27 protein-coding genes are annotated in these 22,475 nt (G+C 32.2%); 22 read left to right on the forward strand and 5 right to left on the reverse strand.

The features are described from left to right. Window positions 1-30: 30 nt before the first annotated feature. Complete coding sequence (locus ACQH6S_RS06085; protein ID WP_425360217.1) at window positions 31-2,589, reverse strand: UvrD-helicase domain-containing protein; 2,559 nt, start codon at window positions 2,587-2,589, stop codon at window positions 31-33. 46 nt (window positions 2,590-2,635) lie between these two features. Continuing rightward, complete coding sequence (locus tag ACQH6S_RS06090; protein ID WP_425364426.1) at window positions 2,636-4,897, reverse strand: tetratricopeptide repeat protein; 2,262 nt, start codon at window positions 4,895-4,897, stop codon at window positions 2,636-2,638. Between the two features lie 294 nt (window positions 4,898-5,191). Here ACQH6S_RS06090 and ACQH6S_RS06095 point away from each other — a divergent pair, with 294 nt between their 5' ends. Then, entirely contained in the window at window positions 5,192-5,992 is an 801-nt protein-coding gene (locus ACQH6S_RS06095) for a polysaccharide deacetylase family protein (protein ID WP_425360220.1), read from the forward strand. 712 nt (window positions 5,993-6,704) lie between these two features. On the opposite strand, the gene ACQH6S_RS06100 is transcribed toward ACQH6S_RS06095, so the two are convergent. Beyond that, a complete protein-coding gene (locus ACQH6S_RS06100; RefSeq protein ID WP_425360221.1) occupies window positions 6,705-6,968 on the reverse strand; it encodes a hypothetical protein in 264 nt (87 codons plus the stop codon). Window positions 6,969-7,426: 458 nt separating this feature from the next. Between ACQH6S_RS06100 and ACQH6S_RS06105 the strand changes: the two genes are divergently transcribed. The 4 genes from ACQH6S_RS06105 to gp17 are packed head-to-tail and all read left to right on the forward strand — an operon-like array spanning window position 7,427 to window position 10,434. Then, entirely contained in the window at window positions 7,427-9,097 is a 1,671-nt protein-coding gene (locus tag ACQH6S_RS06105; protein ID WP_425360222.1) for a phage major capsid protein, read from the forward strand. An 18-nt stretch (window positions 9,098-9,115) separates the two neighbouring features. Further along, on the forward strand, window positions 9,116-9,652 hold the full coding sequence (locus ACQH6S_RS06110) for a head-tail connector protein (RefSeq protein ID WP_425360223.1): 537 nt from the start codon (window positions 9,116-9,118) through the stop codon (window positions 9,650-9,652). A gap of 19 nt (window positions 9,653-9,671) precedes the next feature. Beyond that, on the forward strand, window positions 9,672-10,010 hold the full coding sequence (locus ACQH6S_RS06115; protein ID WP_094649739.1) for a phage head closure protein: 339 nt from the start codon (window positions 9,672-9,674) through the stop codon (window positions 10,008-10,010). Then, window positions 10,000-10,434: a tail completion protein gp17 gene (gene gp17 / locus ACQH6S_RS06120; RefSeq protein WP_239832760.1), complete on the forward strand. Its 435-nt coding sequence runs from the start codon at window positions 10,000-10,002 to the stop codon at window positions 10,432-10,434. Before ACQH6S_RS06115 ends, gp17 begins: the two co-directional genes overlap by 11 nt. 102 nt (window positions 10,435-10,536) lie before the next feature. On the opposite strand, the gene ACQH6S_RS06125 is transcribed toward gp17, so the two are convergent. Both ACQH6S_RS06125 and ACQH6S_RS06130 read right to left on the reverse strand, forming a co-directional pair. Beyond that, on the reverse strand, window positions 10,537-11,055 hold the full coding sequence (locus tag ACQH6S_RS06125) for an IS630 family transposase (protein WP_425364377.1): 519 nt from the start codon (window positions 11,053-11,055) through the stop codon (window positions 10,537-10,539). Continuing rightward, window positions 11,019-11,390 (reverse strand): IS630 transposase-related protein, encoded by a 372-nt coding sequence (locus tag ACQH6S_RS06130; protein ID WP_425364376.1) that lies wholly within the window; start codon window positions 11,388-11,390, stop codon window positions 11,019-11,021. Before ACQH6S_RS06130 ends, ACQH6S_RS06125 begins: the two co-directional genes overlap by 37 nt. Before the next feature lie 121 nt (window positions 11,391-11,511). Here ACQH6S_RS06130 and ACQH6S_RS06135 point away from each other — a divergent pair, with 121 nt between their 5' ends. The 17 genes from ACQH6S_RS06135 (at window position 11,512) to ACQH6S_RS06215 (ending at window position 22,458) form a co-directional block, all read left to right on the forward strand. After that, entirely contained in the window at window positions 11,512-11,808 is a 297-nt protein-coding gene (locus ACQH6S_RS06135; protein WP_341748838.1) for a type II toxin-antitoxin system Phd/YefM family antitoxin, read from the forward strand. 5 nt (window positions 11,809-11,813) lie between these two features. Beyond that, window positions 11,814-12,059, forward strand: coding sequence for a Txe/YoeB family addiction module toxin (locus ACQH6S_RS06140; protein ID WP_341759019.1), 246 nt, complete (start codon window positions 11,814-11,816; stop codon window positions 12,057-12,059). Window positions 12,060-12,185: 126 nt separating this feature from the next. After that, on the forward strand, window positions 12,186-12,362 hold the full coding sequence (locus ACQH6S_RS06145; protein WP_239832752.1) for a nucleotidyltransferase domain-containing protein: 177 nt from the start codon (window positions 12,186-12,188) through the stop codon (window positions 12,360-12,362). Window positions 12,363-12,529: 167 nt separating this feature from the next. Beyond that, window positions 12,530-12,682 carry a hypothetical protein gene (locus tag ACQH6S_RS06150; protein WP_157905688.1) on the forward strand — a complete coding sequence of 51 codons (153 nt, stop codon included), beginning with the start codon at window positions 12,530-12,532 and terminating at the stop codon, window positions 12,680-12,682. Then, complete coding sequence (locus ACQH6S_RS06155) at window positions 12,679-13,269, forward strand: phage distal tail protein, Rcc01695 family (RefSeq protein WP_341759021.1); 591 nt, start codon at window positions 12,679-12,681, stop codon at window positions 13,267-13,269. Before ACQH6S_RS06150 ends, ACQH6S_RS06155 begins: the two co-directional genes overlap by 4 nt. Next, a complete protein-coding gene (locus tag ACQH6S_RS06160; RefSeq protein ID WP_425364427.1) occupies window positions 13,266-13,583 on the forward strand; it encodes a baseplate hub protein in 318 nt (105 codons plus the stop codon). Before ACQH6S_RS06155 ends, ACQH6S_RS06160 begins: the two co-directional genes overlap by 4 nt. An 8-nt stretch (window positions 13,584-13,591) precedes the next feature. Continuing rightward, window positions 13,592-13,942: an IS630 transposase-related protein gene (locus ACQH6S_RS06165; RefSeq protein WP_425360020.1), complete on the forward strand. Its 351-nt coding sequence runs from the start codon at window positions 13,592-13,594 to the stop codon at window positions 13,940-13,942. Next, a complete protein-coding gene (locus ACQH6S_RS06170) occupies window positions 13,927-14,445 on the forward strand; it encodes an IS630 family transposase (RefSeq protein WP_425360021.1) in 519 nt (172 codons plus the stop codon). Before ACQH6S_RS06165 ends, ACQH6S_RS06170 begins: the two co-directional genes overlap by 16 nt. A gap of 111 nt (window positions 14,446-14,556) precedes the next feature. Further along, on the forward strand, window positions 14,557-14,964 hold the full coding sequence (locus tag ACQH6S_RS06175) for a phage BR0599 family protein (RefSeq protein WP_094649507.1): 408 nt from the start codon (window positions 14,557-14,559) through the stop codon (window positions 14,962-14,964). Window positions 14,965-15,105: 141 nt separating this feature from the next. After that, window positions 15,106-15,279 carry a hypothetical protein gene (locus tag ACQH6S_RS06180; protein WP_250310584.1) on the forward strand — a complete coding sequence of 58 codons (174 nt, stop codon included), beginning with the start codon at window positions 15,106-15,108 and terminating at the stop codon, window positions 15,277-15,279. Then, complete coding sequence (locus ACQH6S_RS06185) at window positions 15,266-15,712, forward strand: DUF2335 domain-containing protein (RefSeq protein WP_094649503.1); 447 nt, start codon at window positions 15,266-15,268, stop codon at window positions 15,710-15,712. Before ACQH6S_RS06180 ends, ACQH6S_RS06185 begins: the two co-directional genes overlap by 14 nt. Before the next feature lie 234 nt (window positions 15,713-15,946). Beyond that, window positions 15,947-17,803 (forward strand): patatin-like phospholipase family protein, encoded by a 1,857-nt coding sequence (locus ACQH6S_RS06190; RefSeq protein WP_425364428.1) that lies wholly within the window; start codon window positions 15,947-15,949, stop codon window positions 17,801-17,803. 131 nt (window positions 17,804-17,934) lie between these two features. Then, the gene (def, locus tag ACQH6S_RS06195; RefSeq protein ID WP_341748842.1) at window positions 17,935-18,462 is read left to right on the forward strand and encodes a peptide deformylase; all 528 of its coding nucleotides are present in this window, start codon (window positions 17,935-17,937) and stop codon (window positions 18,460-18,462) included. Further along, window positions 18,459-19,412 carry a methionyl-tRNA formyltransferase gene (fmt, locus tag ACQH6S_RS06200; RefSeq protein ID WP_425360225.1) on the forward strand — a complete coding sequence of 318 codons (954 nt, stop codon included), beginning with the start codon at window positions 18,459-18,461 and terminating at the stop codon, window positions 19,410-19,412. The genes def and fmt overlap by 4 nt, the downstream gene beginning before the upstream one ends. 179 nt (window positions 19,413-19,591) lie before the next feature. Then, on the forward strand, window positions 19,592-20,524 hold the full coding sequence (locus ACQH6S_RS06205) for an Rpn family recombination-promoting nuclease/putative transposase (protein ID WP_425360226.1): 933 nt from the start codon (window positions 19,592-19,594) through the stop codon (window positions 20,522-20,524). 40 nt (window positions 20,525-20,564) lie between these two features. Further along, window positions 20,565-21,497, forward strand: coding sequence for an Rpn family recombination-promoting nuclease/putative transposase (locus tag ACQH6S_RS06210; RefSeq protein ID WP_425360227.1), 933 nt, complete (start codon window positions 20,565-20,567; stop codon window positions 21,495-21,497). 40 nt (window positions 21,498-21,537) lie between these two features. Beyond that, window positions 21,538-22,458 carry an Rpn family recombination-promoting nuclease/putative transposase gene (locus ACQH6S_RS06215; RefSeq protein ID WP_425360228.1) on the forward strand — a complete coding sequence of 307 codons (921 nt, stop codon included), beginning with the start codon at window positions 21,538-21,540 and terminating at the stop codon, window positions 22,456-22,458. Window positions 22,459-22,475: the final 17 nt, after the last annotated feature.

A 22,475-nucleotide genomic window follows, 5' to 3' on the forward strand; every position in this document is an offset into this window, starting at 1 on the left:
CCTATGCTACCTTTATCTTGTGTTAAAATTTTACTCAGAAATAACCATTTCATAAACTATAATCCCATTATCATGTAGCTTACCATGCATATTCATTGCTCTAGAAACTAACTCATACCAACAATTTTGTGGCAGCTTATTACCACTTGACTGGTAACCACATATCACTAAATGATCTTCTGCCCTGGTCATTGCCACATAAAGTAGTCTGATATATTCTTGTAAGTCTTTTTGTTGTTCCTGTTCCTTGAGAGCTTTAAAAAATTCTGGGCTATTAGATGATTGGGGGACAGAGAACACCTTACCATCTTGATCCCAAATAAATTTATTGCTGTTAGTTGGCACTGAGCTAGTATCACACAGGATAACAATCGGTGCTTGTAGCCCTTTAGAAGCATGAACAGTCATGACTTTTATCTTACTTGACGATTCTAAGTTTCTTTTAACATCAATTTTGTTATTTTCAAACCAATAAACAAAGCTTTGCAGCGAGCTATCGATATTATTAGCATAATTTACACTTAAATATATCAATTCATTTATTACATCATTACTATCAAATCCATTAGATTCAACTAGAATTTTTCTAATATCCCAACAATCGACAATCAATGAGAAAAAATTCCGACAATTGGCAACTTTGTATAGCTGTAGAAAATAACATAGTTTATTATATATATTTGTATATTCTGGTATATTTTGCAGATATTCCCATATAGAATTCTTGCCACGAGAAACTGCAAGCAACTGTAGTTCTTGTTCACTCATGCCGATTATTGGGGATTTTAATAGACCAATCAAATTCAAATCGTCTTGAGGTAGTAGCACAAATTTTGCTATGGCTATTAAGTCTAATACTGATAAACTTTTATCTAAAGTGATTCGGTCAACATCTTCTACTTGTAAACCATGTTGCTTAAGACAATTAATAACTTCAAAAACCAACTCATCTCTCTTACGTACCAAAATCATAAAATCTGATTCTTTAACTTCGGAATTAGTGGCATGTAAGATTCTTTGGCTTGCTATCTGGCTTTTTATAAAATTAGCGATTTGTTCCGCAAGTACTTGCTGAGCAGATTTGGATTTATTATGCTCTTCTGGTAAGGGCCAAAATAATTTAGTCTCTTTCTCTCCTCTAACTAGTGGCCAGAGTTCTACTATACCTTTATCATTTTGACGAAATGGTAAAATTTTAGGATTCTCAGAGGTAAATAATTGAGGGGTAGTGTTTTTAATTTGTTGTAAAATTAGATAGACAATATCGATAATTTTTTCAGTAGACCTATATGACCATTCAAGAGTAATATTTTTGAAATTTTTATTTGCCTCAGAGAATTTTTTACATAAATTTGCATTAACAGAATTAAAAGAGCTAAGATTTGCTCCTTGGAAGCTAAAAATTGACTGTTTTTCATCACCCACAACAAAAATAGTACTCTTTTTATGCTTAGTGGTAGAATAAAACTCTGCTATAATTGCAGTGATAATGCTCCATTGTTCAGGGCTAGTATCTTGTGCTTCATCAACAAGCAAATGCTCAATTCCACCATCAAGTTTATATGACACCCAATTTTTGGTAGTATCATCTGTTAATAATAATTGTGTCAAATAAATTAAATCATCATAATCCAGTAAGCTGTTCTCAGTTTTATAGGACTCATATTTATCAAGAAAAATTTTTGCCAAATTACACAACAAATTTGAATAATTTTCCATATCTTGCATTTTAGTTTGCTGCCCTAACTGAAAAACTTTTTCTTGAATATATTCAAGTTCATTCAATAATTTTGGATAGTTTGTTGCTATAGATTTGGGCAACATATTCTTACGCTTAGTACCTTCTTTAGTAAGAAAAAATAGTTGAATTTCTTGATCTAGGTTAATAGCTATTGAGTATTTTGCCAGTAATTGCCGAGCATGGCTATAAAGTTCTGATAATTGCTCAGGAACATAAGAATTAATAGTTTGATGTTCTTTGTAATCCACTTGCTTGGCAAATAGTTTCTTAAACTTAATCTTTTGCTGGATTATTTCAGAAAAAATATCATTGATGGTTACTTCATGGAAGTTTGTCAAAAAGAAACTAATCAGCTCATTATAAGTTGGATCTAAATAGATTTGGTTTCTTATTTTGTTAATAACCCCTTGTGCTGTAATATCATCAAGAATCTGAAATTCTGGATTGATACTCGATTCCAAAGGAAATAATTTAAGCATCTTTTGACAAAAAGCATGAATAGTATAAATGTTAATTCCATCTTCAGAGTTTAGTAGTCTGTAATATAAAGTCTTGGTATATTGCACCTCACTTTCTAAAGGCTCCCTAGTAAGTAATAAACTTAACTCTTTCGTCAATTTAGCAGTTCCATCTACAGCAAATTTAGCAAGCTTATTTCTAATTCTACTCTGCATTTCAAGGGCAGCTGCATTAGTGAAAGTTAGGCATAAAATTTTGTTAAATGCCACCCCTTCAATCAGCAATCTGAGTACTCTATCTGTTAAAATTTTGGTTTTGCCTGTACCGGCTGAGGCAGAAACCCAAACAGAATATTGGGGATCTGATGCTTGTTGTTGTAATTCATTCATTTTATAAAAAGAGTCCTACTATTTAAAGCAAAAATATACAGCTCTTTTATTTTTCTTTTGCCCATAAATCCATATCATATTGTTTACAATACTCAAACATAGATACAGTATTAGGATAATTTATGCCAAACTCCTTTACTTGCGGTTTACCAAAAAATTTATAATTAGATAAGTCTTTTGCTTTACATGCCGCTTTAGCTCCTTGAGTATATAAGTAACTAACTTGAGCCACATTTTTTCGATTATCTCTATATAAATAATAATATATGGTATAAGCTTTATTATAGGATTCCATAGCTTCTTTTATGTTATCTTGAGCAAATAAAATATCACCTTGTGCTACATAACTAACCGCTAAATCTGGATCTTCCGAATAATCTGCATCTTTGGGATTCCTTAGTTCATCGGCTAAAAATATGGAAATGGCTTTATTAACATGATCTGAGGCTTGCTCTAGCTTACCTAGCCCTAATTCACTTCTTGCCATTTGGGTAAGAATGCGACCTAATATTTCAGGAGGTATTTTTTGGGAAGATTCACACAAATTGTATAATTTCTCAACTTGAACATATGCTTCTGGGTATTCTTTAAGATAATTTAATAGTTCTGCTTTAAGTAAATAAGGATGGACAAGAACTATGTCATCAGGACTTAGCCCATTTTTAATACATGTTTCTATAGTTTTATTAACTTGCTCTAATGATTCAATATATTTTCCCTGTATAAATAATAACCTTGCCTTAGCACTATGTATATAACTTATGTCATTTTTATCTATTAAACCTTCATTAAACATTTTTTCTATAATTTGAACGTTCTTTTCGGCTTCTTGAATCTGTCCTAATGCAATATTACATATTGCTAAAACAAAAAATAGATTCCCTTTTAAAGACTCATACCCTTTCACATTATCGAATACTTCTTTCGCCCTTATATAATATTTTATTGCTATCTTATAATTAGAATACCTATGATACCCCCCTATTGATTGTAAGTAACCTGCATAAGTACGCTTTTCATCATTACTCATTAACCATAATTTAAATTTTCCTTCTTGATTAGCTTTGTTAAACCAGTTAACCTTTTTTTCTGCACAATAACTATTAAGAGAATCATTGTACTGAACTATTAATTGTAAATTAAGTGCCATAATTTTATATATATTTGTGTTATATTTCTCTGAATTTTTTAAAATTATTTCAAGATTTTCTTGTATAGTTTTAGCACTTCTGAAAATACGAGCCTGTAATGCACTCTTTGGTATACAATTTATTAATTTGGTAATAATATCCTCTAAATAAGCTTTATTACCTTCGCTACAATTAATCTCAGCTATTTTCTCAGCAATAACATCGTGCATTTCAAAGATCGGATTATTTTCATTAGAATCAATGTTAGATATTAAGGCAAATTTAGACAATTGATAAAGATCATCATTCAATGTACTTTGATCATCAGTAATAATTTTTAAAAATTCTTTCGAGAAACCTTGATTATTTATTAAGGCTATTTTATTTAGTAATTTTTTAGCACTTGGCTTTAATTCATTGATAGTTAACATAATGTTCAATTGAATTTTATCTGCTGCTCGTTGGGTTTTTTTCTTATATTCTGTTATATCTAAACCTTGTACATTGTTTAATAATTGTACACCTTGTGCTATCAGGATAGGATAGCCAGCAAATTCTTTGCTCAAGAATTTTACTATTTTTGGATCATTGTTTTCTAGAATATTATTAGCAAGTGTAATCGCATCACTTTTTGTAAAGGCAGTCATTTTAATTATATTAGGTAATCTTTCACTATCTTGGGAGCAAAATATAACATGCCCGTTATTTTCCCAATCAACAAATTCTTGAACTTTTTTATTTTCACTGACTTTCAGATTATCAAATATCAATAACCATTTATCTTGATTCGATAAATAGCTTATTACTTCTTGTTGTACTAACCTCATATCTTCTGATACTAGATTAGATTTAGCAGTACTATTAATAGCTTGAGCTAGCTTTAGAAACTCTTGATTAATATCTAAATTACAGTCAATAAACCATATGAGTTTATAATTATTTTGATTCTCATAACAATACATTCTAGCAAGTTGGGTTTTCCCCATACCACTAGTTCCTATAATACTTGCTTGTCGATGTTTATCTAAATTATGTTTGAGTAGCTTTAGTTGTTTAGTATGATCGACAAAATAAGTAACTGGTGCAACAAAATTAGATACCTGGTTAGATATTTGTTGTTGAGCTAATGAATTAAGAGGCATTATAAATATCAGTAGTAATATAAAATATTTACTCATTTCTTTTGCTATTTATAAGTTATATAGTTGCCTCACAATTTATTTAACTATACTCTTTGATTATTGTCAACTATTGATTCTACGGTTGCATATTATTTGGTATAGACATTCAATATTTCTTTTGGTACAATAGGAGGCTGCTTACAATAGACCTTATATCTTGAAAATGTGATATAAGGTCTAATAACTAAAAGTAATTCTATATTTGGTTAACGCCATTGCTTCGTTGGTTTATGCTTTTTTGCGATGACTTCTGTTGGTTATAGATAAATACTAAAGGTTAGCTATATTTTTATGCCAAACAGATTAACTGAGGAATATATGAACATACTAAGAACTCTTGTAAGATTAAACCATTTTTGTTTATTGTTATTTATAACAAGTATATTTTATGCTGGCTTTTCATACGCTAGTTATACCATTTATATCACTTCAGACGATGGACCGCTTAGAGGAACAGAAAATGTCGTTGCGGTTATGACTGGAGAAAAGATACCCGTTACCATGTTTATGGTAGGATTCCACTACGATTCTAGTAGTTGGTCAAAGGGTGTTGTGAATTTAGCTAAGAAGAGTCCTTTTATTCAGATAGGGAATCACAGTTATTCTCATGCTTATAATCGCTATCAGCAATTTTATCGCGATATTCCATCGGTAATTAATGATCTTAAAAAGAATAATGATACGCTAGGTTTAAAAGGTTCCCATATTGATACTAGACTTCCTGGGAGGAATGTATTCCGTCTCCCTAACTTAACTAGAGATGATCCGTATATTTCAAAACAGGAAGATCAAGTTGAAAAGATAGATGATAATGCTATGTACAAGAATGGTTTTTACCTATATGGATGGGATTTAGAATGGACTCACTATAATGATGGTTGCCCTATACAATCTGTTGAGCGTCTAGTAGAAGAGATAGATGCTAAATTTGCAAAAAAAGATACTGCATTACCTAATAAATTAATTTTATTAATGCATGATGAGATGTTCCAAGATTGCTTCAATGGTAAAGAAAATTTACGAAATCTAATTAATGCATTACGCAAGAAGAATTATAAATTTGATTTCATTAGAAATTATAATAACCATTGATATAGTCAATTCAGGAGAATTTGGGGCTAGGAGCGATGGAGTGCATAGGCGTCAGCAAGAAAATAATAATTGAAAAACTGTCATTATGAGCTGATATATCCCCACGAAATTAAGCATGACAAAGCTCTGTCTTTATAATAGATGCCAGGGGTTCTAGCAATGGTTTTATGGCATGCAAATAATTAAATTCAATAATAAATTTCCCAAGGATAAAATACGAATAAATCTTTTTATCTTTTACTGTCAAGTCTCCTGCAACATCAAGTAACGCATTTAAACGATTATTATGTATAAAAGGACAATGTTCTTTTATTACTTCGATTTAAACTGTTTTTACATCCATAACCTACTATCTCTATCGATTCTTGCTATTTTGCAACAATTTCGTGGGGATACATCACAACTGTTGAAAGTTAGAAGGTAAAGCGGGTTTTAGATAGGTTTTCTGTCATTGCGAGACCACGTAGTGGTCGTGGCAATCCATCTTTGGTTACTTTTATGGATTGCTTCGTCGACCTAAGGTCTTTCTCGCAATGACGTTGACCACATACGATTTTTAAACTATCCGGTCTAAAACCGCTTCCTCTTCTAACTTTCAACAGTTGTGGGGGATACATCAGCTCGCAATGACGCTGAGGCTAAATATTAAACTGAATATTTGTAACTAAACTTCAAAAGCTGTAAAAACAGCTTTTGAAGTGGTGAAGTTATCTTACTCTGTAGGGGGCTGCTGAACTTCTGCTCCTAGCAGTGGTGGGTGAGCATCAGGGGCGGTACTATTAGGGATTGGAGTTGATAGATCAGAGGTTGTAACGTTTAAATTGTTATTAACAACAGAGGTATCAAGATTTGGCATATCCAAATTGTTATTAACTGGTATAGGTAGGCGTATGCCATTAGCCATCCTTAAGGCAGCAAGAAGCGTTGCTGGGGTAACATGATTGGGAAGGGGTAAGTTATTGGTGTTATTTCGCATATATAAAGTCTCGTATTATAATTGTTAAAGAGAGATTGTATAATATTTAGTAAAAAACACAAGATTAATTTTTATTAATAAGTCGTCATTGCGAGCCACCGTAGGTGGCGTGGCAATCTATTTCTAATCACTTTTCTGGATTGCTTCGTGACCTTACGGTCTCCTCGCAATGATGGTTTTTCAATTGTTGTTTTCTTAATTGCTGACGCTTATGTGAGTAGGCGGGAATCTAGACCCCGCACCAAAGCAGGGGTGACAGGAGAGTAGGTATGACAATAAGTCGAGTAGGATGGCATCCTTAGGCAGAAGATTTTTCTTCTATAGTTTTCCTTATTAATAAACGTTTATTGAATATATTTTAAAAATATTTGATAAAAATCAATATTTTTTTTCTAAAATACTTAGTGCTAGAGATTTTTAGTATATATTACCTATAGTTATTGCAATTATGGGGTAATATGTATATTGAAAACTTACAGCAAAATCAAGCCATTCAAAATTTAATCATAAAATCTGTTACAGATAATAACGTAGTTATTTCAGGTTATGCTAGTGTTTATAATATTTCTGATCAGCATAATGACCTAATTGCTAAAGGGGCTTTTGCCTCAGCCAATCATTTATGTATCAAGTTTCTTTGGCAACATGATTGGCAACAGCCAATAGGGGTGATTAAGTCTTTGACGGAAGATGATTACGGCTTAAAAGTTGAAGCTATAATTAATAATAAAATCGACAAAGGTAAAGAAGCTATAGAGCTTGTTCGCCAAGGAGCCGTTGATGGTCTTTCCATTGGTTTTAATATAAAATTAGCAAATTACAATAACTTAAACCAAAGAATAATCACTGAAGCGGAATTAATTGAGGTGAGTATCGTAACTTTTCCAGCCAATTACCATGCCAAAATTTCGCATATCACTAAACAAAGATACTTAAATGATTTGAATATAGTCAATTCAGGGGAATTGGGTAGCAGGAGCGATTTCTCGTCAATTTATAATTTGGGCAATAAGCAACGGGCTAGTAATCAGCAAATTTGCGATAGCTTTTCTTTAAAACAAAAAAATGTAAAACATTCAATTTTAATGGAGAATAAAATGCATACAGAATTAATAACAAAACAAAATAACAATGAAGTAAAAATTAGTGAGTTACAAGAAAAAGTTTATAATTTAGAAAATTTTCTATCTCGTCCAGAAATAGGGGGGATGCAAGATATTGAGCATAAAACTGCTTTTAATAATTATATTCGCAAAGGTAGCCAAAGTGAATTAATCGAAAAATCTTTAAATAGCGGACCTGAGGAAGGTGGAGTATTGTTAGTACCGGCTTTATATAATAGTATCATTACTGAGATTAACGCTAGATCACCTATGCGACAATTAGCATCAATCGAAACAATTTCTAGTAATGCCCTTGATATAGTAATTGAAGAGGGGAGTTTTGCTAGTGGTTGGGTTGGTGATTTGCAAGCAAGAGAAGAAACAACTGCCTCTCGGCTAAAGCAACAGAGAATCTTTGTGCATGAGCTTTATGCTCAGCCAAAAGCTAGTCAAACTTTGATAGATGACTCAGCTATTCGGATAGAGAATTGGCTGATAGAACGATTAAGAGATAGTTTTGTTAAAGCAGAAAATGAGGCGTTTATTAATGGTGACGGTAAGAAAAAGCCAAGAGGTATCTTATCAAGAGCTCGTGATAAAATAGAGCTATTTGAGATGGGGGGACAAGTTACTGCCGAAAAATTATTAGATTTCATTAATTTACTTGATGAAGAATATTTGGCAAATGCTACTTTTTTGATGAATCGTACTACTTTATCAGAAATTCAAAAACTTCAAGATAATAATGGTCGGTTTATTTGGCAACAGTCACTGTCTGATTCTTTAAAGCAAACAATATTTGGTATATCGGTGCTTTGCTGTTCTGAGATGCCGCCTATCAAGGAAGGTAATATGGCAATTGCTATAGGTGATTTTAAATCAGCCTATAAAATCATAGATCGTGGTGGTATTAGTATAATGAGAGATCCCTATACTGATAAGCCATTTGTCAAATTTTACGCAGTTAAAAGGGTAGGGGGCGACGTAGTGAATCATAGTGCTATTAAGCTGGCTATGTTTAGTTAACCTATGTGAAGTAGTTATATGTATAAAAAAAATACTTTTAGGATTACTGAATTAATGCCTCAGGCTATTTGGACTCTAGTGGAAGTTAAGAACTATATGAGAATAGAAGGCGATTATGATGATGATTTAATTAGCAGCTTGATAGATGCTGCAATTATGGCTGCTGAGAATTTTACTAAACTTACAATAATAACAAGGCGGGTAGAGTTTGTTTGTAATATTAAAAATCAACAAAATTTTCAGTTAAAATACCAGCCGATAAAGGAATTAGTGAAGATTACTCTAACAAATAACAGTCAATCTATGAAGCTGCAATCTGATCAATATTACTTAGATCACGATCGATCATTATTATGTTTGAATAAAAAATTAGAAAATTATCAATTAATGGTTGAATATATTGTGGGTTATGATAAAATGCATATTCCAGCTTCAATAAAGCATGGCATATTAATGCATATAGCAGAAATGTATGATAGGGAAAGGCAAAATGCTACTTCTTTATCAACAGAAATTAAGAATCTATATCTAGCGTATAGGCAATTAAGAATATAAGGCTTTTGGAAAGGTAAGAATGAAAAAATCAATAGCACGTACTTTACAACATCAGGTGAAAATTCTAGAGAATTTTTCTGTAAGTGAGATAGAACAAGAAAAATGGCAAGAGAAACTTTCTACTTATGCTGAAATAAAACCTATTTCTGATAATCGATTTACCTCGATAGAACATTTGAATTTTGGTCATATTATGACTGAAGGGTTTTATGTGTTTAAAATGAGATTTATCACCGGCATTACCACCAAAATGCGTATATCATTTAGAGATAGGCAATTTGAAATTAAGCGGATTATTAATGTTGAAGAAAGAAGTAAATTCTTGAATATTATAGGGTTAGAAATATATGTCTGTTAATTTTATTCATGATTTTCACATGAGCATATATAACTTATTATCTGGGGAGCCGGATATTAGGCTTAGTGTTGACCGGATTTACATATCGGTAGTCCAAGATGCAAAATATCCGTTCTTACTAGTAAATATTTTGAAAGTTGAAAATATTTCAAGATTAGGGCAGGATATTTACCAAGTGGAATTTGAGATAAGTGCTTTTGCTAGGGATAAAAATCAGGGGCTTTTAACTTTACTGGCGGAGAAAATTACTAATAAATTAACAGCTAATTCGTGTATTCTTCAAGATTACATTGTTGCTGGTATGAAAGCTTGTAATATAAATTTTCAGCGTAGTTCTGACCTTATTACTACTAAGCTTACCATAGATTACAAAGCATTGTTAAAGGAGAACAGAATTAGCAAAAATTGCAATAAAGGGGGTTAAAGATATTAGACCTCTTGCAAAACTCGCTTATGCTGAGGAATTTGAAGGAGACGCTTCACCTCGAACCGCAGCGTACTCTAGTGTATAGTAAATCAAATTGAATTAGGTGACAAAGAATGCAGAAATAGCTTTAGATAATGTACCAATTTCCGCTATTTTGTTTCGAATCCATCGCTTCATATTAGCCCAAAATTTTTCTATTGGATTTAAGTCTGGAGAATATGGGGGTAAAAAAATAACTTCACAACCAACTGATTCTATTAGCTCTTTTGTCTTTTGAGATTTATGAAAACTAACGTTATCCATCACTACAACCTGTCCTGCTGTTAACTCTTTAATCAAAAATTTTTCAACCCAATTATTAAATAGTTCTGTATTACAAGTTTTATTAAAAACAAAAGGGGCTATTGGTTTGTTATTTACTAAACCAGCTATTATATTAGTCCTTTGATAATGCTTCCCACTCTTCTTGCCAATCAATAATTCTCCTATCTTACCCCAACCTCTATCTTGGCAAATTGTCATATCTATACCACTTTCATCAAGATATACTATTTTATCTTTATCATATTTACTGATCTTTTCTAAATAATCAGATCGTTTCTCTGCACTTGCTTCCAAATAGCTAAAGGTTTTTTTTTATAACTAAATCCTAACTTTTTTAATATATTAGCTACTTGAGAACCTGTAATTCCAAAATTCTTACCAATTTCTTGTAGCTTACTATTAGGGTTATTTGTTACGAAATATTCCAATGCTTTTTTATCAATCTTACTTTTAAATCCTAGTCTAGCTCTTGCCAGCACTGTTCCTTCTTTTCTTCTCCTTACGTTCCAACGGCTAATTGTATTTTTATGTATAGCAAATATTCTAGCAGCAGATTCTTGACTATTACCTTTTTCTATATAATTTATTACTTTTTCTCTTAAATCTTGACTATATGGACTTGTTGACATTTTTTCCTTTATTTATACCACATCTTATCACCTAATTCAATTTGATTTACTATATGTGAGGAGCAGAGTACCGCTATCACGTACAAATTGCCAGCAGAAGTAGAGTTAGGCAAGAGGTCTATTGATTAACAGTGCCATATATAGTACTGTTAATCAACATTTTATAGGAATAATTATGGCATATTTGGTAGCTAGTGAGGCTAGGAAGAACTTATATAAATTAATAGATATGGTAGCAGAGGAGCATGAGCCAACAATAATAAAAGGCAAAAGAAATACAGCAGTTTTAATTTCAAAACAAGACTGGGAAGATATTCAAGAAACATTATTGGTAGCAAAAAATAAAGAATTAAGTCAATCAATAATCAAAGGTCTTACTACTGATTTTAAAGATTGTAAGACAAAATTGGTGGATTAGCTTAAATGTATAGTTTGTATTTTACTAGCGATGCTTGTAAAGATTTTAAAAAGATTAAGAAATCACCTTTGCAGAAACAAATATACAAATTACTAGAAATTATAAGCAATGATCCATTTCAAAATCCCCCACCTTTTAAAAAGTTAAGGGGTATGTATTTGGGAGCTTATTCGAGAAGGGTTAATTTGCAACATAGATTATTTTATGAGGTAGATAAAGATACTACGCATGTGGAGTCATTATGGAGATAATTAAGAACTATAAGTTTGAAAAACTTCTATTGCCAAGAATGAGGATATAGAAACTATAGTCAATTCAATTCAGGAGAATTGGGTAGCAGGAACGATGGAGTGACGCCTATAAATAATGGGTGAGCATTGAGCAACAACGTCCCCAACTGCTCATCAATTGACTATATTGCAATCTATCTTAAAAAATATCCTTATACATTTAAGGCATACGGTTCACGTGTTAAAGGTCGTCATAGAAAATTTTCTGATCTTGACCTTTGTATTATGGAAGCAGTAAGTGATCAACAATTGTGTAAGTTGTAAGAAGAATTGGAGGAATCTGATTTAACTATTAAAGTGGATATAAAAAGATGGCTTGTTGATATGGATAAGGATTTTAGGTCGCTAATAAAAAATGATCTTATGCTATTAGAATGATATAGGTTAGGAGACTGCCTACGCTAATTAATTAATAAAATCAAAGGTAGATTATGAAAAAATGGCAATTACAAGAAGCTATATTTAATTCAGAAGAATTGGCTAGCAGGAGCAACGACGTCACCAACTTCTTATTAATTGACTATAATGATGAGGAGAAATTATTTGAAAGAGTTCAGGGTAAAGCAAGGGATATTGAATTATGAATTTTCATGATATACGTATGCCGGAATTTATTGAAACTTTTGCTGTTGGTAAACCGGAATTTGCTATTTCTTGTGCTATGACATTATCAGGTAGAGAAGTAAGAAATTTAGATAGAGAATATGCTAGACAAAGATATTTGATTAAAAATTGTCGTCTGAGTAGTTTTGAATTTGAGCAATTTAGCTCTTTCTTCAGAGCAAGAAGGGGAGGGAGTTTTTCTTTTCGCTTCAGAGATAATGTTGATCATCAAGTATCAAGGCAATTCATTGCTGAAGGCGATGGAAAATTAACCCAATATCAACTGATTAAATTATATGATGACCCAATTTTACCCTATGCTAGAACAATTAATAAACCGGTAGCTGGTAGCGAAGAATTTTATGTTAATGGTGTAAATTTGGATGTTCAGCTTGATTATAATACTGGATTAATAACTTTACCAAACCCATTAGATAGGGAGCAAATTTTGACAGGTAGTTTTACTTTTGATGTAGCTGTACGATTTGCTAATGATAGTTTTGAATATTCGTATTCTTCTGATGGGTCAATAGAATTATCGCAAATAGAGTTAATGGAGGTTATATGACAGAATATATTGATAATTCCATAGCGGTACATAATTTTACTTATTGTTTCCATATCACGCTACAAGACGGTTTGGAGTTGTATCTTACTGAATCTGATAAATCTTTGTCAATTGATGGGATAAGATTTATGCCAAATTCTGGAATAACTTTAAAGGAAGGGGTTTTTAATGATTCCGCACAGAATTACATTATCTTAGAAGGAGTTTTTGAGAATAATGGAGTAGAGCAACATTATGATTTGACCCAGGCTATGGTCAGAATTTATACTATAGTTAAACCCGTTGAATTAGATGACATTATATGGTATAAATAAGAGAAAAAATGTCAACAAGCCCATATAGTAAAGATTTAAGAAAAAAAGTAATAAGTTATATAGAAAAAGGTAATAGTCAAAGAGCGGCTGCCAAGATATTCGATATACATAAAAATACAATTAGTCGCTGGAACGTAAGGAAGAGAAAGGAAGGAACGATATTAGCAAAAGCTAGAGTAGGTTTTAAAAGTAAAGTTGATAAGCAAAAGTTAGCAAATTTTGTAAGAAATAATCCAAATATGAGATTACAAGATATTGGTAAAGAGTTTGGAATTGCGAGGTCTCAAACTGGAAGGATATTAAAACAGCTAGGTTTTAGTTATAAAAAAAAACCTTTACCTACATGGAGTCAAGTGTAGACAGACGAGCTGAATATTTAGAAGAGATCAATAAATATGATAAAGGGCAAATAGTGCATATTGATGAAAGCGGTATAGATACAGGTATTTGCCAAGATAGAGGCTGGAGTAAAACAGGAGAATTACTGATTGGAAAGAAGAGTGGGAAACACTATCAAAGAACTAATATCATAGCTGGCTTGGTAAACAATCAATCAATAGCTCCTTTTGTTTTTAATGGAACGTGCAATACAGAGTTATTTAATAATTGGGTTGAGAAGTTTTTAATTAAAGAGTTAAAAGCAGGACAAGTTGTAGTGATGGATAATGCTAGTTTCCATAAATCAAAGAAAACAAAGGAATTAATAGAATCAGTTGGTTGCAAGCTTATTTTTTTACCGCCATATTCACCAGACTTAAATCCCATAGAGAAGTTTTGGGCTAATATGAAACGATGGATTAAAAATAAGGTAACAGAAACCAGCAAATTATTTGAAATTATTACTATGTTCTTTGTCACCTAATTTTATGGGTTTAACTATAGTTGTGCTGATTCTTATAAGCATTTTGTTACTTATTGCTGTAGCCTTTATACTAAAAGGGATTTAGATTTTACTTTACGTTTAGAGCCAAATATGGGATATAATCAGTCGTTACTGCAATCTTTTAGTAAAAAATGTCGTGCTAATTTTGGAGATTTAAAATGCAAAATAGATAAAACAGTTTATAGTCAGATATATAATATTCAGGAAATATTTGGCAGAACTATAGTCATTTCAGATATTGATAAAGAAAGTGGTTATTTTAATTATGGGGATGCTATTTTAGCTAATGGTCAATTTTATAGTAAGATAATTAGTCATTCTGGAAATGTAATTATATTGGATCAATTAATTCCTGATAGTATGAAGTGTAATAAAACGGTTGATCTTACTATAGGTTGTGATAAAAACTTTATAACTTGTTGCAATAAATTCAACAATGCAGTAAATTTCAGAGGAGAGCCATTGATTCCTGATGATAATTTTATAAAAGTGATTTAGAGGAATTTAATCGTCTATTAGCGAGGAGCTACTTTAGTAGCGATGCGGCAATCTAATGAGTGTGGATTGCTACGACCATTACATGGTCTCGCAATGGCGGGAATGACGTAATAAATATGAAAATTAAATGAATAAAACCAAATGAGTAAAGATTTTGTAAGGCATTTCCTAACTGGTTTTTTTAGTATATTTAAAATATCTAAAACAACAATAAGAAAGAAGCCAGAGACAGATTTGTCTGAGTATTTTGTTAAAATAGAAAAATATATTAATTCAACATTTCAAGAAATAAAAAAAGAATATGAAAGAGAGTAAAAGCTTCTTTGCTAGTAATAATAGATTGAATAAAGGATATTCAAAAATTAACAATAATCCTAGAGAAAAAGATAATAGCTTCTATCGTAAGAAGTTTGAGCATGTTATGCCGCCTATAGATTTAATGGAAGAATATGAAAATCTTCATCCAGGCACCTTGGCAAAATTAATTGTTATGGCAGAGAAAGAACAAACGCATAGACAGCAAATGGATATTAAAAGTATTGAGGTTTATGAAAACATAACAAAAAAAGGGAGAGTTAGTGCGGTTATATTTATGATAATGGTCTGTATTACTACGCTAATTTTAGCAATGTTCGGGCATTTTATGATAGCTAGTATTTTTACTGTTTCAGTATTTTTAGTTATAGGAGCTGGATTATTCATATCTTCTACTAAATTTACCAGGCAGAAAGATTATCATAGAAGATGACAATAGCTACCCTGAAAAATTGTGGTTTCCGTACTCCTTGCAATGACTATAAGTCTATAACTCGTCATTGCGAGCGAACGTATGTGAGCGTGGCAATCCATTGCTAATTACTTTCTTGGATTGTTTCGTCGATCTAAGGGCTTCCTCGCAATGATGCTTATGCACAATGACGAGATATACATGATCTGTAAATGTCATGAGTAAGGTGGTAAAATTAAATATTGAGTAAAATTTATGGGTAATATAGAAGAAATGCTGGAAAGGCAAAAAACTCCTTTTGAGTATTTGGTATTTAGTGGGGGAGGAGCCAAAGGGGCAATATATTCCGGTGTTTATTCAGCCTTGGCAGAATCTGGAGCAGTTGGAATGGTTAAGGCGGTTGCAGGCTCATCTGCTGGGGCGATAAGTGCGGCGATGGTTGCCTGTGGTATCCCCCCTGAAGAATTTGAGAAAATTTCAAAAGAGACTAATCTTAAAGGTTTACTTGGTACGCAAGGATTTTCAGCTGGTCCGGTGCAGATTGGCAAGGATGGTACCCCATTATATGGTCTTTTAGATAAAACAATCAGAACAGGGGTATTTAATTTTTTGAAGGGCAAGAACTTTGGGGAGCTTTGTCAGTCAGGTCGTGATAGGATTGTACAACAGCAAGAAGAGTTAGAGCAAAAAAAGCAAGAGCTTTTAAACTCGATTGAACAATTAAAACAACAACATGGTGATAATAGTCAACAGATTAGTGATATAAATGAGAATATTCAAGGATTGGATTTTCAAAAACAACAGCTAAATAAGCAATTTGATAAAATTCAAACTATCATAGACTCTAATGGTAAAGAGTTCAGTGAATTAATGGAAAAATGCCAAGCTGGTGGGAAAATCCTTTTTAAGGATTTAGCTCTTTTAAGACTTGTTGACTCAGAGCAATTTAAAGATTTATTAATTACTGCAGTAAGGCGAGATAATGGTACGTTGCAAATTTTTAGTGCGGAAAATAGCCCTGATGTTGAAATTGCTTTAGCTTGTCGTGCCTCTGCTTCAATTCCTATAGTTTTCCAACCGGCAACAATTGATGGGGTTGAATATGTTGATGGGGGATATAGGGACAATGTACCTATTGGATATTTTCCTGAAAATGAGAGTAAAGTGGATTCTGCCGAAGAATTAGATGGTTTTGATAATGTTGCTCTAGCAAAAAAACAGGGTAGGGTACTGGCTCTTGCTTTTGGTAGTGGTATGGATGCTTCAACAAATGTGGCAATATATAGTGCCAAGCCTTTTGACAGTCCAAGTGCTCTAATAAAATTTTTAATGGATGTAGTATATAAAACTCTGGCTCAAGTTGGTGGACATTTTAAATATACGGAAACTGATAAAGCTACTCTTACTAATTTACGTGAGAATGCATTAAACACGGTGACATTAGATACTCAAGGTATATCCACTCTTGATTTTGATGATGCTCAGAAATATGCAGGTTACTTGCATATTAAAGGACGTTTTCAGACGTTGGAATATTTAGATAATTACGAGTTAGGTAAGGGAGTAGATAAAAACTTTGAACAGCAAAAATTCCTTCTAAGCGTCTATGAGGTTTATGATAATGACAATTTGAATAAAACATTTGCTCATAAAATGTTAGACCATATAATTCCGGCAAAGCCAACTGAGAAAAGTTGGCAAGATCGTGATGCTACTCGAAGTCATCAAGCAAAAGCTGAGGCACTTTTATCTTTTTGTACTTCAGAACGTTGGGAAGGAAAAGATAATAAGAGTCCCTTAAAAGATTATGTTATACTTGCAGCAACTAACCGCAATAAAGAAGTTAGAAATGATACCAAGGCATTAGAATCGCTGATTAAGACTTTAAACTCTCCAACAACATCAAGTAAAATTAAAGAAGATTTTATACAATTACTATCTATTGATAAAAAACAAGATAAAAGATTGAATACAGAAAAAAGTCCAGCAAAGAATATTGCGGAGTTTAAATTTACGAAAGAAGATTTTAGTGGTTTTTTAAGCAAAAATAAAAGTGAAGCTTTTCGTATTAGTAGTCAAGGGAAAGGAGTAGGGCGGGCTAAAGGTGGATAACGCTGAATTAGTTATTGTCGCTAGTCTCCTGGGAGCGACGAGTGACGCCTATTGATTATAGGCGTTGCTTTATCGCCTCTGCTAGCCAATTCTCCTAAATTTACTATAAATAATTTGGTGGTTTAAAAATTATGTCTGTGTTACCTATTGTAACTGCTCCGGATTCAAGATTAAAACAAAAATCTTTGCCCGTAGGTACAGTCAATGATACTATAAGAAAGTTGATGGATGATATGGTTGAAACCATGTATCATGATCATGGGGTAGGACTTGCAGCAATTCAGATTGGAATAGTTAAGCGTATATTAGTGGTTGACTTACAGAATAGTGATGATACAGAAAGAGCAGAGGGTTTTTATCCGTTATTTATTGTAGACCCAGAAATAATAGATAAATCTAAAGAGTTAGTTGTAGCATTAGAAGGGTGTTTATCTTTACCGGAGCAACATGTTGAAGTAGCAAGGTCTGAGTCTATAAGTATAAGGTTCTTAGACTATAACAATATACAGCAAGAATTAAAAGCTGATGGTTGGCTTGCTAGGGTTATTCAACATGAGATGGATCATTTAGACGGTAAGTTATTAGTTGATTATTTGAGTAATATAAAAAAGGATATAGCATTACGTAAATTAAAAAAGCTAAAAAATAATAATTTATGAAAGTAATTTTTATGGGTACGCCAGAATTTTCCGTACCCACTCTTAGGGAGTTAATTAACAGCAACGACCACCAGGTGGTTGGTGTATTTACTCAAGCTGCAAAATCTAAAGGGAGAGGACTCAATGAGGTGGAATCTCCAGTACATCTTTTGGCATCAAAATATAATATTGCAACTTATACTCCTAAGACCTTAAGAACCGAAGAAATAACCAATTTAATTAATTCAATTGAGGCGGATATAATAGTAGTAGTTGCTTATGGGTTTTTAATACCAACAGTTATCCTGCAAGCTAAAAAATATGGATGTCTTAATATTCATCCGTCAAGTTTGCCGCGTCATAGGGGGGCAGCTCCATTACAGCGTACTATTATAGAAGGTGATTTAGAAACTTCTGTATGTATAATGCAGATGGATGAAGGGCTAGATACTGGTGATATTATATTGCAGCATTCATTGTCACTTTCTCCTAGAATAACTTTACCAATTTTGCATGACCAATGTGCAAAAATAGGAGCAGATTTATTGATTGAAACCTTAGATAATATTGATAATTTACCAAAAATTATCCAGGATAAGAATGGCGTAACTTATGCTCATAAACTTAAGAAAGAAGAAGGGAAGATAGATTGGTGTGAGACTGCCTACAAAATAGATTGTAAAATTCGAGGTATGAATCCTTGGCCTGGTGTATATTTTGAATATAGAGGTAAAGTTATAAAGATTCTAGAAGCGTATTATAACGATTTGGATATTAATTTGCCACCTGGTACCGTAGTTAATAATAGTGTTTTGGAGGTAGCTTGTGGTAAAGGTACTTTGATCATCCAGAGATTACAGCAAGAAGGAAGAAAAATCTTGAACGCCGAAGAATTTATGCGTGGCTTACAAAGCCCTATAATTAGTTTAGCTAAAGAAAAAGGGGATGGACTTATGCCTAGTATAGCTTAAGTATGGAAAGAGGGAGGCATCCAAATCGGAAGCTAAATTAATAAAAATGATGATAAACAATGGCAGCTCTATTGAAGAAGTAGCGAGAATTACTGGACTATCTATTACTAAAATCAATGAATTACTGAAAGTACAATAAGTAATGAATTATTAGATTAGCTATATAAGCAAATTTTATTATGACTTCAGACAAGCCAAAACATGACGAAATCTTTCGCAAATCTATGGAGAATCCCATAGTTGCTAAAGAGTTTTTGGCAACTCATTTGCCTAAAGATGTGTTGGCTTTAATCGATAGTACATCTTTAAAATTAGAAAAAGATAGTTTTATTGAGCCAGACCTTTCTGAAACTATTTCAGATGTATTATTTTCTGTTAAGTTTAATGATCAGGATGGCTATATTTTTTTGCTATTGGAGCATCAAAGTACTGTTGATAAAATGATGGCATTTAGGTTATTTAAATATATGATTAATATTTGTGATCGATATTTAACTACTAATCCTAAAGCTAAATGCCTTCCAGTAATTTATCCCCTAATAATTTATAATGGCAAGAAGAAATATAACGCACCTCTTAATATATGGAATTTATTTAGCCATCCAGATTTAGCCAGAGGCTTTTGGACAAATGATTGTCAGCTTATTAACGTACATGACATCCCCGATGAAGAACTCAAGAAAAAAGTATGGTCTGGGATTTTGTTATTTTTCCTCAAACACATCCACGAACGTCAATTACTGAAAAGATGGCAGGAAATTTCTCATCTCTTGCCTAAATTGAGTAAAATAACAATAGGCCATGACCACATAAGAAATCTATTGAGCTATACTTTGACCTTTATTGAGCAAAATGATAAAATAGAGTTAGAAAAAATATTAAAAAATAGTTTAACTAAAGAAAAAGGAGAAGAACTTATGCCTAGTATAGCTCAAGTATGGAAAGAAGAAGGGATTCAAATCGGAGTACAGGATGGTATTAGAATCGGAGAAGCTAGGGGAGAAGCTAAATTAATAAAAATGATGATAAATAATGGTAGCTCTATTGAAGAAGTAGCGAGAATTACTGGACTATCTATTACTAAAATCAATGAATTACTGAAAGTACAGTAAGTAATGAATTATTAGATTAGCTATATAAGCAAATTTTATTATGACTTCAGACAAGCCAAAACATGACGAAATCTTTCGCAAATCTATGGAGAATCCCATAGTTGCTAAAGAGTTTTTGGCAACTCATTTGCCTAAAGATGTGTTGGCTTTAATCGATAGTACATCTTTAAAATTAGAAAAAGATAGTTTTATTGAGCCAGACCTTTCTGAAACTATTTCTGATGTATTATTTTCTGTTAAGTTTAATGATCAAGATGGCTATATTTTTTTGCTATTGGAACATCAAAGTACTGTTGATAAAATGATGGCGTTTAGGTTATTTAAATATATGATTAATATTTGTGATCTATATTTAACTACTAATCCTAAAGCTAAATGCCTTCCAGTAATTTATCCCCTAATAATTTATAATGGCAAGAAGAAATATAACGCATCGCTCAATATATGGAATTTATTTAGCCATCCAGATTTAGCCAGAGGCTTTTGGACAAATGATTATCAGCTTATTAACGTACATGACATCCCCGATGAAGAACTCAAGAAAAAAGTATGGTCTGGGATTTTGTTATTTTTCCTTAAACACATCCACGAACGTCAATTACTGAAAAGATGGCAAGAAATCTCTCATCTCTTGCCTAAATTGAGTAAAATAACAATAGGCTATGACCATATAAGAAATCTATTGAGCTATACTTTGACCTTTATTGAGCAAAATGATAAAATAGAGTTAGAAAAAATATTAAAAAATAGTTTAACTAAAGAAAAAGGAGAAGAACTTATGCCTAGTATAGCTCAAGTATGGAAAGAAGAAGGGATTCAAATCGGAGTACAGGATGGTATTAGAATCGGAGAAGCTAGGGGAGAAGCTAAATTAATAAAAATGATTATAAAAAATGGTAACTCTATTGAAGAAGTAGCGAGAATTACTGGACTATCTATTACTAAAATCAATGAATTACTGAAAGTACAGTAAGTAATGAATTATTAGATTAGCTATATAAGCAAATTTTATTATGACTTCAGACAAGCCAAAACATGACGAAATCTTTCGCAAATCTATGGAGAATCCAATAGTTGCTAAAGAATTTTTGGCAACTCATTTGCCGAAAGATGTGTTGGCTTTAATCGATAGCACATCTTTAAAATTAGAAAAAGATAGTTTTATTGAGTCAGACCTTTCTGAAACTATTTCAGATGTATTATTTTCTGTTAAGTTTAATGATCAGGATGGCTATATTTTTTTGCTATTGGAGCATCAAAGTACTGTTGATAAAATGATGGCATTTAGGTTATTTAAATATATGATTAATATTTGTGATCGATATTTAACTACTAATCCTAAAGCTAAATGCCTTCCAGTAATTTATCCCCTAATAATTTATAATGGCAAGAAGAAATATAACGCACCTCTTAATATATGGAATTTATTTAGCCATCCAGATTTAGCCAGAGGCTTTTGGACAAATGATTGTCAGCTTATTAACGTACATGATATCCCCGATGAGGAGCTAAAGAAAAAAGTATGGTCTGGGATTTTGTTATTTTTCCTCAAACACATCCACGAACGTCAATTACTGAAAAGATGGCAGGAAATTTCTCATCTCTTGCCTAAATTGAGTAAAATAACAATAGGTCATGACCACATAAGAAATCTATTGAGCTATACTTTGACCTTTATTGAGCAAAGTGATAAAATAGAGTTAGAAAAAATATTAAAAAATAGTTTAACTAAAGAAAAAGGAGAAGAACTTATGCCTAGTATAGCTCAAGTATGGAAAGAAGAAGGGATTCAAATCGGAGAAGCTAGGGGAGAAGCTAAAGGAGAAGCTAAATTAATAAAAATGATGATAAATAATGGTAGCTCTATTGAAGAAGTAGCGAGAATGACTAGATTATCTGTTACAAGAATCAATGAACTATTGAAAGTACAGTAAATAATGGATTATTAAAC

Source organism: Candidatus Tisiphia endosymbiont of Mystacides longicornis, from assembly GCF_964031095.1.
Taxonomy (GTDB): domain Bacteria; phylum Pseudomonadota; class Alphaproteobacteria; order Rickettsiales; family Rickettsiaceae; genus Tisiphia.